This window comes from Jiangella sp. DSM 45060, from assembly GCF_900105175.1.
In the GTDB taxonomy this organism is placed as follows: domain Bacteria; phylum Actinomycetota; class Actinomycetes; order Jiangellales; family Jiangellaceae; genus Jiangella.
In genome coordinates, this window is the sequence record NZ_LT629771.1 from 3,349,369 (window position 1) to 3,363,289 (window position 13,921).

The 13,921-nt window shown below is 72.5% G+C and carries 11 protein-coding genes; 1 reads left to right on the top strand and 10 read right to left on the bottom strand.

The window, feature by feature from the left end; all coding sequences use genetic code 11:
- Nucleotides 1-6 precede the first annotated feature (6 nt).
- Nucleotides 7-1,353, top strand: a complete 1,347-nt coding sequence (locus BLU82_RS15060) for a dihydroorotase family protein (protein WP_092621855.1) — start codon at nt 7-9, stop codon at nt 1,351-1,353.
- Nucleotides 1,354-1,362: 9 nt separating this feature from the next.
- On the opposite strand, the gene BLU82_RS15065 is transcribed toward BLU82_RS15060, so the two are convergent.
- Genes BLU82_RS15065 through BLU82_RS15110 form a run of 10 tightly spaced genes read right to left on the bottom strand, consistent with a single transcriptional unit; the run spans nt 1,363 to nt 13,901 of the window.
- A complete protein-coding gene (locus BLU82_RS15065; RefSeq protein ID WP_092621858.1) occupies nt 1,363-2,442 on the bottom strand; it encodes a mandelate racemase/muconate lactonizing enzyme family protein in 1,080 nt (359 codons plus the stop codon).
- Nucleotides 2,429-3,328 (bottom strand): 5-dehydro-4-deoxyglucarate dehydratase, encoded by a 900-nt coding sequence (locus BLU82_RS15070; protein ID WP_092621860.1) that lies wholly within the window; start codon nt 3,326-3,328, stop codon nt 2,429-2,431. Before BLU82_RS15070 ends, BLU82_RS15065 begins: the two co-directional genes overlap by 14 nt.
- Nucleotides 3,325-4,209: an NAD(P)-dependent oxidoreductase gene (locus tag BLU82_RS15075; RefSeq protein WP_092621863.1), complete on the bottom strand. Its 885-nt coding sequence runs from the start codon at nt 4,207-4,209 to the stop codon at nt 3,325-3,327. The genes BLU82_RS15070 and BLU82_RS15075 overlap by 4 nt, the downstream gene beginning before the upstream one ends.
- Nucleotides 4,206-5,519 (bottom strand): Gfo/Idh/MocA family oxidoreductase, encoded by a 1,314-nt coding sequence (locus BLU82_RS15080; RefSeq protein WP_092625865.1) that lies wholly within the window; start codon nt 5,517-5,519, stop codon nt 4,206-4,208. The genes BLU82_RS15075 and BLU82_RS15080 overlap by 4 nt, the downstream gene beginning before the upstream one ends.
- A gap of 2 nt (nt 5,520-5,521) precedes the next feature.
- Complete coding sequence (locus BLU82_RS15085; RefSeq protein WP_092621866.1) at nt 5,522-7,489, bottom strand: S9 family peptidase; 1,968 nt, start codon at nt 7,487-7,489, stop codon at nt 5,522-5,524.
- Nucleotides 7,482-9,014, bottom strand: a complete 1,533-nt coding sequence (locus BLU82_RS15090) for a right-handed parallel beta-helix repeat-containing protein (protein ID WP_092621869.1) — start codon at nt 9,012-9,014, stop codon at nt 7,482-7,484. Before BLU82_RS15090 ends, BLU82_RS15085 begins: the two co-directional genes overlap by 8 nt.
- A gap of 29 nt (nt 9,015-9,043) precedes the next feature.
- Nucleotides 9,044-9,952: a carbohydrate ABC transporter permease gene (locus BLU82_RS15095; protein ID WP_092621872.1), complete on the bottom strand. Its 909-nt coding sequence runs from the start codon at nt 9,950-9,952 to the stop codon at nt 9,044-9,046.
- A gap of 8 nt (nt 9,953-9,960) precedes the next feature.
- Nucleotides 9,961-10,878 carry a carbohydrate ABC transporter permease gene (locus tag BLU82_RS15100; RefSeq protein WP_092621875.1) on the bottom strand — a complete coding sequence of 306 codons (918 nt, stop codon included), beginning with the start codon at nt 10,876-10,878 and terminating at the stop codon, nt 9,961-9,963.
- Nucleotides 10,879-10,882: 4 nt separating this feature from the next.
- Nucleotides 10,883-12,310, bottom strand: coding sequence for an N-acetylglucosamine/diacetylchitobiose ABC transporter substrate-binding protein (gene ngcE, locus BLU82_RS15105; RefSeq protein WP_092621878.1), 1,428 nt, complete (start codon nt 12,308-12,310; stop codon nt 10,883-10,885).
- Between the two features lie 19 nt (nt 12,311-12,329).
- On the bottom strand, nt 12,330-13,901 hold the full coding sequence (locus tag BLU82_RS15110) for a right-handed parallel beta-helix repeat-containing protein (RefSeq protein ID WP_157740987.1): 1,572 nt from the start codon (nt 13,899-13,901) through the stop codon (nt 12,330-12,332).
- Between the last annotated feature and the right edge of the window lie 20 nt (nt 13,902-13,921).

The following is a 13,921-nucleotide window of genomic DNA, read 5'->3' on the forward strand; positions in this document are numbered from 1 at the left end:
GCGTCCGTGCCCACCCTCGACCTGCTGATCTCCGGCGGCACCGTCGTCACCTCCTCCGGTCGCCGCCGCGCCGACGTCGCCGTCCGCGACGGCCGCGTCGTCGCCGTCGGCCGGCTGGACGCCGACGCCGCGAGAGTGGTCGACGCCGGCGGCCTGCTCGTGCTGCCCGGCGGCGTCGACAGCCACGTGCACCTCATGGACCCCGGCGACATCGAGCGCGAGGACTTCCCCACCGGCACCCGCGCCGCCGCGGCGGCCGGCACCACGACGATCGTCGAGCACTCCCACGGCGCGCCGGTGCGTACCGTGGCCGACCTGGACACCAAGGTCTCGTACTTGACCGGCCGGTCCAACGTCGACTACGCGCTGGCCGCGCACGCGTGGCCGGGCGCGGCCGGCAGCGTCGCCGGACTGTGGCGGGCCGGTGTCGCCTTCTTCAAGGTGTTCACCTGCACCACTCACGGCATCCCCGGCCACGGCGCCGCGGCGCTGCGCGGGCACCTGCGCGCGACCGCCGACGCCGGCGCCGTGAGCCTCGTCCACTGCGAGGACGAGTCGCTCACCGAGGACGCGGAGGCGCTGCTGCGTGCCGACGGGCGCGACGACGGCGGCCTGCTGCCCGAGTGGCGCGACCGCGACGCCGAGGTGGTCGCCGCCGTCGTGACCGCCCTGCTGGCCCGGCGCAGCGGCGCGCGGCTCACCATCGCGCACGTCAGCCACCCGGAGGTGGCCGAGTACCTGGCCGGCGAGCGCCGCCGCGGCGCGCGCATCTGGGCCGAGACCTGCCCGCAGTACCTCCTGCTCCGTGAGGACGAGGTCGTCGAGCACGCGACGTTCCGCAAGTTCACCCCGCCGGCGCGGGCCCGCAGCGACGCCGACGAGGCCGCGATGTGGCGGCTGCTGCGCGACGGTGTGCTGACCCATGTGTCGTCCGACCACGCGCCGGCGACCCGGGACCAGAAGACCGGGAGCATGTGGGACGTCCACTTCGGCCTGCCCGGTCTCGACACCACCATGCCGGCGCTGCTGGACGCCGCCGCCCGGCAGCACCTCGCCTACGAGGACGTCGCGCGGCTCTACGCCGAGGTGCCGGCCCGGGTCTACGGTCTCTGGCCGCGCAAGGGCGCCGTCGCACCCGGCTTCGACGCCGACCTCGCCCTGGTCGACCCGGACGTCGAGTGGGAGCTGCGCGACGCGTCCGTGCTGTCCAAGGCCGGCTGGACCCCGTACGACGGCCGCCGGGTCACCGGCCGGGTGATCCGCACGTACCTGCGCGGACGCCTCGTCGCCCAGGACGGCCGGCCGGCCGACGACCGCACCGGCCGGTTCGTCCCGGGCCTGGGGCGGACGTAGGTCAGCCGGTCACGCACCGTCCCGGAAGGTGAGGCCGAGGCCGGGTCGGGTGTGGGCGGTGAGGTGGCCGCTGGTGATGGTGACGGGGCTGGGTGTGGTGAGGCAGTCGAGGGCGGTGAAGGAGGCGTCTTCGACGTCCTCGACGAGGGTCGGTTCGGGCAGGGTGAGCGCGAGTTGGCCGGACAGTTCCGGGAGGAGGTGGGGGGCGAGGGTGGCGCCGTGGGCGCGGGCGAGTGCGGTGATGCGCAGGAACGGGGTGATGCCGCCGACGCGGACGATGTTGGGTTGGATGATGTCGCAGGCGCCGGCGTCGAGCAGGTCGCGGAAGCGGTGCAGGGTGTGGGCGTTCTCGCCGAGCGCGATCGGCACCTCGACGGCGCCGCGGAGCTGGGTGTAGGCGCGGGTGGCGTCGGCGAGGAGGGGTTCCTCGACCCAGGTGAGGTCGAACCGGGCGAGGGCGGTGATGGCGCGGCGCGCGGCGGGCAGGTCCCAGCGCTGGTTCGCGTCGACCATGAGCCGGCGCCCGGGCCCGATCACGTCCCGCACCGCCGCGACGCGTTCGACGTCCTCGCCCAGGTCCGGGCGGCCGACCTTGATCTTGACCGCTCGGTGGCCGGCCGCGACCCACCGCCCGGCCTGCTCGACCAGCTGGTCGAGGGGGTAGTGCAGGTTGACGCCGCTGCCGTAGACCTCGACGGAGTCTCGTTGCCGGCCGAGCAGGTCGACGAGTGCGGTGTTGTGGTGGCGGGCGCGCAGGTCCCACAGCGCCAGGTCGATGCCGGCGAGGGCGAGGGTGGTGATGCCGCCGCTGCCGGCCTCGTGCAGGTGCCGCCACAACCCGTCCCACACGGGTTCGGGGTCGGCCGGCTTTCCGACGACGAACGCCGCGCAGTCGTCATCGATCAGGGCCCGGATGGCGGTGGCGCCGATGGTGGGGGTCCAGGAGAACCCGGTCCCGGTGGCGCCGTCCGCGGTGGTGACGTCGACGACGATGACGTGCACCCGCGGCACGTCCGGCCCCCACGGCCGGGGCAGCGGGATGCGCAGCAGCCGCGTCGCCACCGAGGCGATGAGGTCAGGCGAGCCCATCGGCCACCGCGAGCAACTGGCGCAACTGGTCGAGGTGGGCCGGGGACGGATCGGTCAGTGGTGGGCGCACGGCGCCGGCGTCGAGGCCGCGCAGCCGGACGGCGGCCTTGACCAGCGACACGGCGTAGCCGGGGACCTGATCGCGCAGCCGCACCAGCGGGGTGAAGAACTCCACCAGCAGCCGCTCACGCTGGGCGTCGTCGCCGGTGGCCAGGGCGTGGTGGAACGCCAGGGACACGTGGGGGGCGAAGCAGAACACCGCCGACGAATACAACGGCACCCCGATCGCCCGGTAGGCGGCCTGGGTCTGCTCCGCGGTGGGCATGCCGTTGAAGAACAAGAACCCCTCACCGGCCTCGGCGCGGACCGCGAGCACGATGCGCTGCATCAGGTCCAGATCGCCCAGCCCGTCCTTGAACCCCACCACCCTCGGGTGCCGCGCCAACCGGGCCACCGACTCCGGGGTGAACCGGACCCCGCCGCGCTGATACAGCACCAGCGGCAGACCGGTCGCCGCGGCGACCGCCTCGACGTAGGCCACCAGCCCGTCGCCCGGCCCGGCCACCAGATACGGCGGCAGCACCAGCAACCCATCCGCGCCGGCCCCCTCCGCGCGGCGGGCGCAGGCGATCGCGTGCGGGAGCGGACCGCCGGTGCCGGCGAACACCGGCACCGCTGCGTTGACGGCCTCGACCGCGGTCGACACCACCAGCTCGTGCTCGTCGGCGTCCAGAGCGTGGAACTCGCCGGTCCCACACGCCGCGAACACCGCCCCCGGCCCATGCTCCAACCCGCCCTTCACGTGGAGGGCCAGCACGCCCGCGTCGACCGCCCCGGACCCGTCGAACGGGGTCACCGGGAAGAACAACACACCATCGAGTTTCATCGCAGCTCCGTCCGCCAAGATCGTGCCGGTTTCCAGCCCAGCAACCGTTCCGCGTTCGCGTTCTCGAATGCCGACTTGGACCCGGTCAGCCGGCCGGCCAGTCCTGCGGTGCCCGGGTGGAACCGCGGCAACAACTCCGCCAACGGCGCCCGCGCCAACGCATCCGCCGCGCCGGCGAAGAACGTCTCCCCATTCGGCACCTCATCCCCCCTCGACAGGATCAGGCCGATGAGGTCCGCGGCGTCACGGGCATCGACATAGTTGAACAACGACCCCGCCGCCAGCGACGGATCGTCCAGCCGCTCCCGCACCGTGTGCCCCAACTGCGTCGGCCCACCGGCCCACTCCTCCTCGCCGATCACGTAACACGGCCGGACGACGCTGACCCGCATCCGCTCACCCACCCGGGCGGCGAACATCCGCACCACCTGCTCCGCCACCAGCTTCGACAACCCATACGCATGCCACGGCGCCACCGGATGCGCCTCATCAACCGGCAGATACGACGGCACCCACCCGCCCGGCGCGCCATACCCCACCACCGTCGGACTACTCGCCACCACCACCGACCCCACCCCGGCGTCCAACGCGGCCGCACACACGTTGTGAGCCAACGCCGTGTTCACCCGCAAGATCTCCCCCTCCGGCCGGCTGAACGGCACCGCCACCGCCGCCAAATGCACCACCGCGTCCGGACCCACCCGCCCCACCGCCCACCGCGCCTCCTCCACCACCGCCAGATCAGCCGCGAACCACCCCCCACCATGACGCCGGCCCGGCGCACACCGGTCCACACTCACCACCTCATGCCCCAACCCCAACAACCCCTCCACCACCGCCACACCCAACCGACCCGACCCACCCGTCACCAGCACCTTCATCGCGGGCCCAGCGGGAGGCCGAGGTCCGCGACCCGGACCGGACGCCCGGTCGCCAGGGACTCGTTGGCGGCCAGCCCGACGGCGATGCTGCGGAACCCGTCGGCGAGACCAGCGGGCCGGCGCAGCGGGTCGTCGCCCGGCCCGCGGAACAGGTCGTCGAGGAGCAGCGCGTCGCCGCCGCCGTGCCCGTGCGGCCCATGCGCACCCTGCGGCACCGGCACCTCGACCGCCCGTTCCCAGTGCCGCTGCAGCACGATGCGGTCGCCCTCGGCCCGGACGGCGTCGGCGCCCGGCTCCGCGGCCTGGTGCGCCGTCTCGACGACCTCGAGCTCGAGCCGGCCGGCCGTGCCGTTGACGGCGACCCGGTAGCCCTCCCACGGGGCGTGCGCGTTCAGGGAGTACGTCATGGCGGCGCCGCGCTCGTAGCCCACCAGCACGCTGAGGTTGTCCTCGATGCTGATGCCCTCGCCGAACACGTCCTGGTCGCGGAGGTAGCCGTCGTCGCCCTCGGCCTCCAGGTACAGCCGCCGCAGCGTGTCGTCGGCGGCCAGGTCGAGCGCGAACGGGTCGTCCGCGCGGGCGGGGTCGTCGCGGCTGCGCGCCGGTCGCGGGCCGAGTCCGCGCTCCGCGGCCCGCCGGGCGCCGTAGAACCGCAGCCCGCCGAGCGCGAACACCGTCGCCGGCACGTCCTCGAGCCACCAGTTGGCGAGGTCGAAGTGGTGGGTCGCCTTGTGCACCAGCAGCCCGCCGGACTTGTCCTTCTCCCGATGCCACCGCCTGAAGTAGTCCGCACCGTGCGCGGTGTCGAGCAGCCACTCGAAGTGCACCGACGTGACGTCACCAACGGCGCCGGACGCGATCAGCCGCCGCACCTCGGTGTTGCGCGGCGAGTAGCGGTAGTTGAAGGTCAGCACCGCACGGGCCGCGCTCTCCTCCGCCGCGCGCGCGATGGCGAGGGCGTGGCCGGCGCTGGTCGTGAGCGGTTTCTCGACGATGACGTCGCAGCCGTGCTCCAGCGCCGCGACGACGTAGCGGTGGTGCGTCCAGTCCGGCGAGGTGACGATGACCCCGTCGGGGCGGACCTCCGCCAGCAGGGCGGCGAAGTCGTCGGGACCGTACCGGCGCGGGGCCGGGGCGTCGCCGTGCACGGAGCGGTAGCGGTCGTCGTAGTACGACATCCGGACCGCGTTGACGTCGCACCAGGCCACGGGGGTGCCCACGTCGGCGTGGGTGGTCAGCAGCGCGTCCACGTACAGCTGCGCCCGGTTCCCGGTGCCGACGACGGCGTACCGCCTGCGGCCGACTGTCAGGTTCACTGCTGCTCCATCTCCCATTGGTTCGTGTACCGGCCGCGCAGTGCCGCCGCGAGCTGCTCCGGCGGGCAGTGGCGGGCCAGGCCCGGGACGACGCACTGGTTGTCGCGTTCGGGCCCGTAGAAGCGGGTGTTGACGATGCGCACCGGATCCAGCGGCGGGGTCAGGCAGACGACCTCGGCGACGCCGGGATCCAGGGCGCCGGCCAGGACCGCGAGGAACGCGCCCTGACCGGCGCCGACCAGCCGGACGGGACCGTCCGCGCCGGGCCAGCCCCGGACGAACGCGACGGCGCGCAGGACGTCGTACACGCGGGCCGCGCCGAGGCTGTCGGCCAGGCAGACGAGGTCGGCGACGATCTTGTACATCGTGCCGTAGTTCTGTTCCAGGCCGAACTCGTTGAACCGGTGCACCGCGAGGGCGCCGGTGCCGCGGACGTCCAGCACGACCACGCGCCGGCCGGCGGCCCGGGCGCGGGCGCAGGCGTCGAGGTGGGCGGAGAGGTCCTCGGTGCCGCGGTCGAGCACGAGGAGGTCCGTCCCCGCTGCCCCGGCGCCGGTCGGCTCCAGCACGATCGCGGCGTTGACGACGTCGCGCTCGGACCACCAGAACGCCTTGCGCGCGCCGGACTCGGGGTCGGTCCACCACCGCGGGTAGAACTCCGGCCCCGGATCGCGGCCCGACCACACCTGGTCGTGCAGCCAGGGCACGCCACCGGCCTCGCCCGCGCCGGCCGGCGCCCCGGCCAGGCGTTCCCGGTTGAGCTCGAAGACCTGGCGCGCGGCCGGGTGGTCGGTGGAGATCTGACCGGTCCGGGTGCACTGTAGCTCTGCGGCCGTGTGCAGCACCGGTTCCGGGAGCGCTCGCTCATCGGGCGCCCACGACGTCGCGCCCAACTGCCGGGCGAAGAACTCGACCGCCTCCCCCGCGAGCTCCGGGCCGAGGCCGTGCTCGCCGTCGGCGCGCACGTGCGTCAGCGAGCCGCCGGTCAGGTCGAAGACCCGCCGGGCCCGTTGAACCGTGCGGATGGCGCCCTCGACGCAGAAGAAGTCGGAGTTCGCCGAGAGCACCAGCGTCGGCCGGGGCGCCATGGCGATGAGGAGGTCCTCGTGGTCGATGCCCGCCAGCGCGCCGCCCGGGATGATCTGCTCCGGGTCCTGTGCCTGGCCGGAGCGCTGGTACTCCTCGCGGCCGGTGATGAAGCAGCTCGGCGCCGCGGCGGCGATCCGCGGCTCCACCAGCATGAGCCAGGTGGCCTGCGTGCCGCCGCCGCTGTTGCCGGCCACGCCGATCCGATCCGGGTCGACCTCGGGGCGCGCGGCCAGGTAGTCCAGGGCGCGCCGGGCGTCGCTGACGAAGTAGCGCGCGATGGTGTCGCCCGCCCACCAGCACTGCACGCCGGCGTGGACGTGCTCGGGCACGTTGGCCGCGATGAGCTCCTTCCCGTCGGCGTCGAGGTAGCTCTTGCGCTCGCCCTGCCCGATCGAGTCGAACGTCAGCACCACCAGGCCGGCCCGGGCCAGCCGGGCACACATGGCCTGGTAGCGGGGGGCGGCCTTGCCGGAGTCGGCGTGCCCGCAGAGGAACAGCACCGCGCCGGCCGGGCGGGCGGGTGTCGCGTCGTCCGGCCGGTACAGGTTCGCCGGGATCAGGACGCCGCCGCCGACGTCGAGCACCAGCTTGTCGATCGAGTACCCGTCCGCCGCAAGCGTGCCGGCCGGCCGGGCCGCGGGGACCGGCCGGTCGTCCGGCAGGTCCCCGCCCAGGGCGTCGAGGGCGAGCTTGCGCAGCTCCTCCTGCCGCCGGCGCACGTCGTCGGGGGTCCGCAGCAAGTCGTTGGCGCGCCGGCCGGCCGCGAGCCACTCGCTGGTCCGCCGGTGGACGTTCTGCTGCACCTGCAGCGACGGGTCGTACATCCCGTCGAGGAAGTCGCGGAACCCCGGCACCGTGCCGTCGGCGTCAGCCATAGGTGCCCTCGGCGATCGGGCCGACCGGGCCGGCCGGGTTGCCCCACCGGACGGCCGGCCCGGTCACCACGGTCTGCGTGCCGTCGGCGTCGTCCTCGACCACGATGCTCTTGAGGTGGATGTACCACCGTTTCGCGGTGGAGCCCATCGCCTCGGTGAACGTGCAGGCCACCAGCCGGCTCCCCCAGGGGTGGGTCTGGTAGCTCCCGTCGGCGAGGGCCGAGTGGCGATGGTCGAACGTACAGCGGACGAAGTGCCTCCGCACGGCCGGGAGGTCGGACGGGATGGAGGTCCAGATGCTGCGCACCTCGCGGGCGACGAACGTGCAGTCGGCGAACCGCGCGTTGTGGCCGGCGTTCTCCGCGTCCGAGACGAGATACCCGTCGCGGAACACCTGCCCGTTCGTCCATGGCCGGTCCTCGAAGCGGCAGTCGCCCCACACCGTGGCCAGCGACGCGTCGGACGACCCGTACCCGACGGTGCACGAGCCGTGGATGTTCGACCACTTGAAGACCACGCCGGGCTTCGTGACGAGGACGCTGCGCTCCGTCGTGCCCCAGAACGTGCAGCCCTCGAACCGGGTGTAGCCGCTGTCGCCGTGGGTGATGTTGACGCCCTCGCCGGCGTTGTTCACGAACTCGCAGTTGCTGAAGAACCCGTCGCGGGTGACGCTGTCCTCGGCCTCGATGTCCACCCCGGCCGACGGCTCGGACCGCACCGCACCCCGCCCGGTGTGGTTGAACTGGCTGTCCGTGCAGGTGAGTCCGCGCCCGCCGGTCCACGACAGGCCCTGGCGGCCGTTGTACTCCGAGCGCAGCCGGGTGATGGCGTGCGGGGTGGGCGGGTCGGCCGCGGTGAGTCCCCCGTGGCCGATGGTGACGCCGTCGAGGCCGTGGTGATGGGAGTGAACGTCGGTGATCTGGACGTTCGTGCAGCGCAGCAGCCTGATACCGGTGGCCTTGAGCTGACGGCCGGTGTCACCGAACTCGCCGCCGAGGACGAGCTGGTCGTTGTTGCCGTCGAGCTCGAGGTCCTCGATGGTGAGGTTCGCGCCGTCGAGCACCTCGATCATCCGGCCGGCCTCGACGCCGTAGTCGGGGTCCGTGGTGATGCCGGCGAGTGGCGCGCCGGTCGCCGGGTCGAACGAGCCGTACCGCAACCCGGCGGCCAGCCGCAGAACGGTACCGGCGACGCCCTTGACGTGCAGGAACTGCACCCCGGTGAGGGCGAAGATCGGCTGCATGACCCAGTACGGCGTGACGCCGCTGGTGTGCGTCTGCCGGCCCACGACGTAGACGCCGGCCGGGATGGTGAGGGTGCCGCCGCCGGCCGCCTGGATCGCGGCCGCGGCCTGCTGGAAGGCGGTGGTGTCGTTGGTGCTGCCGTTGCCGGCGGCGCCGAAGTCGGCCTTGAGGTCGAAGGTCGGGTAGGCGGACGCGGCGGCCTTGGGCAGCTGGGTCGCGACGGCCAAGGCGGCGCCGGCGGCGAGGACGGTGCGGCGGCGGAGTCGACGGGGGTCGGCCATGATTCCTCCTTGCGGGCTGGGCGGGGGGACTACTTCAGGGCGCCGGTGACCATGCCGCCCTGGATCTGCCGCTGGAAGCTGAGGTAGACGACGAGCACGGGGACGATCGAGATGGTCAGGCCGGCGAACAGCGCGCTCCAGTTGCCGGCGTAGCCCTGGCTGACCGCGAGGTTGGCCAGCCCCTGCGCGAGCACGTAGTTCTCCGGGCTGGACTGCAGGATGAGTGGCAGCAGGTACTGGTTCCACTGCCCGAGCACCACGAAGATGCCGACGCTCACCAGGCCGGGACGGGCCAGCGGCAGCATGATCCGCACGTAGGTGCCCCAGTGCCCGCAGCCGTCGATGAACGCGGCCTCCGACAGCGAGGTCGGCAGCGTGCGGAAGTAGGCGGTGAGGAAGAAGACCGCGAACGGCAGGTTGTACGCCGCGTAGATGATCGCCAGGCCGGGGAGCGAGTCGGCCAGCCGCAGGCTCTGCGCGATGAAGAACAGCGGCACGATGGCGAGGAACGTCGGGAACGTCATGCCGATGACGAACAGGAAGTACACCAGCCGGTTGCCGCGGAACGCGTAGCGCGCCACGACGTACGACACGGTCGCGCCCATCGCCAGCGTGAGCACCGTCCCCAGCGCCACGACGATCACCGTGTTGACGAAGTAGCGGCCGATCTCGGCGTTCGTCCAGGCGTCGGCGAAGTTCTCCCACCGCAACGCGCCGGGCAGGCTCCACGGGCTGCTGAACAGCTCGTCGTTGGTCTTGAACGCCGACATCACGCACCACGCCAGCGGGATGATCACCAGCGCCGCCCAGGTGAGCAGGAAGCCGTGGGTGAAGACGTTCAGGACGGTCCCGGTGGCCGAGCGGCCGTCGCCGGGTCCGGGCGGCGCGGGCCGGGCCGCGGGGGCGGCGGGCGCGCGTTGCGTGGTGTCGAGGCTCATGGATGCTCCTAGAACTCGACGCGTTCGCGCCGGGTCAGCCGCAGCGACGCCGCGGCGAAGGCCAGGGTCAGCACGAGCAGGGCGACGCCGATGGCGGTGGCGTAGCCGAACTCGCTGTTCTGGAACGCGGTGATGTACAGGTAGTTGCCGAGCACCTGGGTGGCGTTGTCGGGCCCGCCCGACCCACCGGCCGCCGACATCACGTTGACGATCGCGAACATGTCCAGCGCGTGGATGCCGAGGTAGATGCCGGCGACCTGGACGGTGTCCCAGATCAGCGGCAGCGTCATGCGCCAGAACGTCTGCCACCGGGTCGCGCCGTCGAGCCGGGCGGCCTCGAAGATGTCGTCCGGGATCGAGCTCATGGCGCTGGTGAACAGGATCACGTAGAAGCCGACGGACAGCCAGACGATGACCGCGAGCATCGCCGGGTAGGCGGTGTCCCTGCTGCCCAGCCAGTTCACCGGCTCGATGCCGACCAGGCCGAGCAGGCCGTTGAGCAGGCCGCTGTCGGTGGGGTCGTACACCGTCGAGAACAGCACGCCGACGACGGCGATCGAGAGCAGGTGCGGGAAGAAGTAGACGATGCGGTAGACCGCGGCGCCCCGCACGCCGCGGCCACCGCCGCGTGCCCGGTACCGGCCGACGTGGATCATCGTCGCGAAGAACAGCCCCAGCGCCAGCGTCGCGACCGGGAGCACCAGCACGGCGATGACGTTGTGCCACACCGAGATCCAGAACACGTCGTCCTGGATCAGCCGGGTGTAGTTGTCCAGCCCCACGAACGTCCGCTCCGGCGACAACCCGTTCCAGTCGGTCAGCGAGATGTAGAACGACTGGGCGTACGGCGAGATGACGAGGACGCAGTAGAGGAGGACCGGGACGGCGAGGGCCGTGACGACGAACCTGAGACTGCCGGCACGCATGACGTCACTGATCCCCGTGCTTCTCGATCGAGTCGTCCTCCCGGACGGCGTCGGCGGCGGCCTGGCAGCGTTGGGCCCACTCGTCCGGGTCGATCTCGCCGGTCATCAGCGCGCTGGTGGCGTTGGCCGCCTCGGTCTGCAGCGGCGAGTACCAGGTGCCGTAGCGCCACAGGAACGTGTCGTCGCCGGACGCCGACAGGGCGTCTCGCACCGAGGTGAGGCCGGTGCCGGCCGACTGCGGGTCGTACTCGGCGAGGCTGGTCAGCGTCTGGGTCTGCCGGGTGAAGTTCTGCGACGACGTCGGCGAGATCATGATGCGCAGCAGCTCCATGCCGCCGTAGGGGTTCTTCGCCTGCGCCGGGACCATGAACGGCTCGTTGCCCATGCCGCGGATGGCTGCCTGCGGCATCGCGTCGTCGTCGGTCAGCGACGGAGGCGAGGCGATGACCATGTCGAAGCCTTCGGGCGTGACGTCGCCCAGCTCGCTCTCCAGCCACGATCCGCACGGGATGAACGCCGCCTCGCCGTTGGCCCAGTAGGTCTGCGCCTGGATGTGGGTGAGGCCGGAGGTGCCCTGCATGATGAAGTCGCGCTCCACCAGCTGGTGCATCGCCCGGGCCGACTCGAGCATCGGCTCGCTGGTCCAGCTGTCCGGGTCGAGATTGTCCAGCGCGTCGATGAGGTCCCGGCCGCCGGCCTTGATCGCCATCATGACCAGTGGCGTCAGGATGTAACCGGGGTTCTTGCCCTGGTAGGTCCAGGGCGCCATGCCGGTGGAGTCCTTGATCTCCTGGCACAGGTCGAGCATCTCCGCCCACGTCGACGGGTAGCTCCAGCCGTGCTGCTCGAACAGCGAGCTGCTGTAGTACAGGCCATGCACCGTGAAGGTGTAGTTGAGCGCGTACGGCACGCCGCCGAACGTGCCCTGCTCGACGACGCCCGGCAGCAGGGTCTCGCGGACGGTCTTGCCGTCGCCGCCCTCGGCGGGGGCGTCGAGGAGCGGCGTCAGGTCGGTCAGCTGGCCGTTCTCGACCAGCGGGGCGAGCGGCAGCGCGCCGGCGCCGGCATTGCAGATCATGTCCGGGACGTCGCCGGAGACGAACCGTGGCTGCAGCAGCTTGGCCAGCTCCTGGGCACCGGTGTGCTGGATCTCGGCCTGCGGGAAGCGCTGCTGGTAGATGGCCTCGGCGTCGATGACGTACTGGTCGCCGTAGCCGCCCTTGAAGACGACGGCCTCCAGAGGCAGGTCGGTCGGGACGCCGAGCGGGTTGTCCGCGTCGCCGGTGGCGCGCGGGCTGGCGGACGCTGAGCCGTCGCGGGTGGACGACGACGTCGCGCACGCGGACAGGAACCCGGTGCCGGCCAGGGCGCCGAGTCCGGCGCCCAGGCCCAGGAGGGTGCGCCGGCTCAGGGCGCGGGGCTGGTGGGTCATGGTCTCTCCTCGGGTGGGGTCAGCCGGCGACGCGCACCGTGACGGCGTCGCGGCCGGCGACGGTCGTGCCGGGCAGCGGACGCAGCGTCAGCGTCAGGTCGCGTGGAGTGGTGGCGGCGGTGTCGCGGGCGCGGACGGGGATGGTGACGGCGCGCTGCCCGGGCGCGATGACGGCGACGCCGGGCAGGCCGTCGTAGTCGACCCGGTGCCGGGCGGTCCCGGTCAGGTCGTAGTGCAGCGCGAGCGGCGCGGCGAGGTCGTCGCCGAGCCGGCGGACGGTGACGGTGGCGGTCTCGCCGGCGCGCACCCAGCGCCGGTCGCTGGTGACGACGACGGTGGCGGCGCCGTCGATCGGCCGGATGTCCAGGTCGACGTCCTTGCTCGCGCCCGTGGTCTCGATGATCGGCTGCTGCGGCCGGACCGCCCAGATGGTGCCCTGGACGTTGCACAGCATCGGGTCGCCGGCGCCCTCCATGCCGGCCAGGAACGGGCCGTCGAGGTCGCCGAGTACGACGCAGTCGGTGAACCCGACGTTGCCGTACTCCGGGAGGACGTTGACCAGGCCGGACCAGACCTTGACGTACGGGTCGGTGCGCGGGGTGTCGCGCAGCGCGGTGAACGCCACCCGCTCGAACCGGGTCTGTGTGCTGTCGTAGCCGCGCTGGCCGTAGACGTTGACCGTGCCCGGCGAGTCCCCGGCGTCGAAGACGCAGTCGCGGAAGACGAACGACCCGCCGACGGGGCCGCGGGTGGCCGGCTGGACGTGGACGACGGCGTCGGCCGTCGGTCCCATGTAGCACCGCTCCACGAGCATCGTCGGCGGCACGCTCTGGGCGGTGTACCGCATCAGGTTGATCGCGAAGCTGTAGGTCTCGTTGCCGGCGAAGACGCAGTCGCGGATGACGACGTCCTTGATCAGCTGCGTCGACGTGTCCGGCTCGAGGTCGATGCCGGCCTGCGGCAGCGTCCCCGCTGTGTTGATCAGGGCGCAGCCCTCGATCAGCAGGCCGTCGGCGTAGATGACGCTGATGGCGTTGCGCTTGTTGTCGTCGCAGACCACGTTGCGGATGGTGATGTTCGTCGAACCCGCGCCGGTGATGACGCCGTCGCCGGGCGCACCCCGTAGCACCAGGCCCTCGACGAGGATGTCCTCGCTGGTGCCCATGCGCACGATCGCGCGCCACTCGCCGGTGTACTCGGGCTTGTTCATGACGCAGGTGGCGCCGTAGCCGATCAGCTTGACGCCCCGCCGGCCGTGGATGCGCCAGATGCCGTCGCGCTTGTCCGGGAACGCGGCCGCCTTGCCGCGCACGGTGACACCGTCCTCCAGGATGACGGTGAGGTCGTCGCGGTTGATCCACAGCGGGCCGGTGATCCAGTCCTGACCGACGTTGTCGATGACGACGACGTCGGCGCCGCTGTCCAGGGCCGCCGTCAGCGCCGCCGTGGAGTCGGCCGGGTCGAAGCCGAAGTCGGAGGCCTTGACGACGCCGGCGGCCGGGTCGGCGTCCGCGGCCGCGACGCTGAGCTTCGTCGCGCCGTGGAACAGCGGGATCGCGGCGGCCATGGTGAGCAGGGTGCGGCGGGTCATGGGGCTCGTTGGTGCCATGG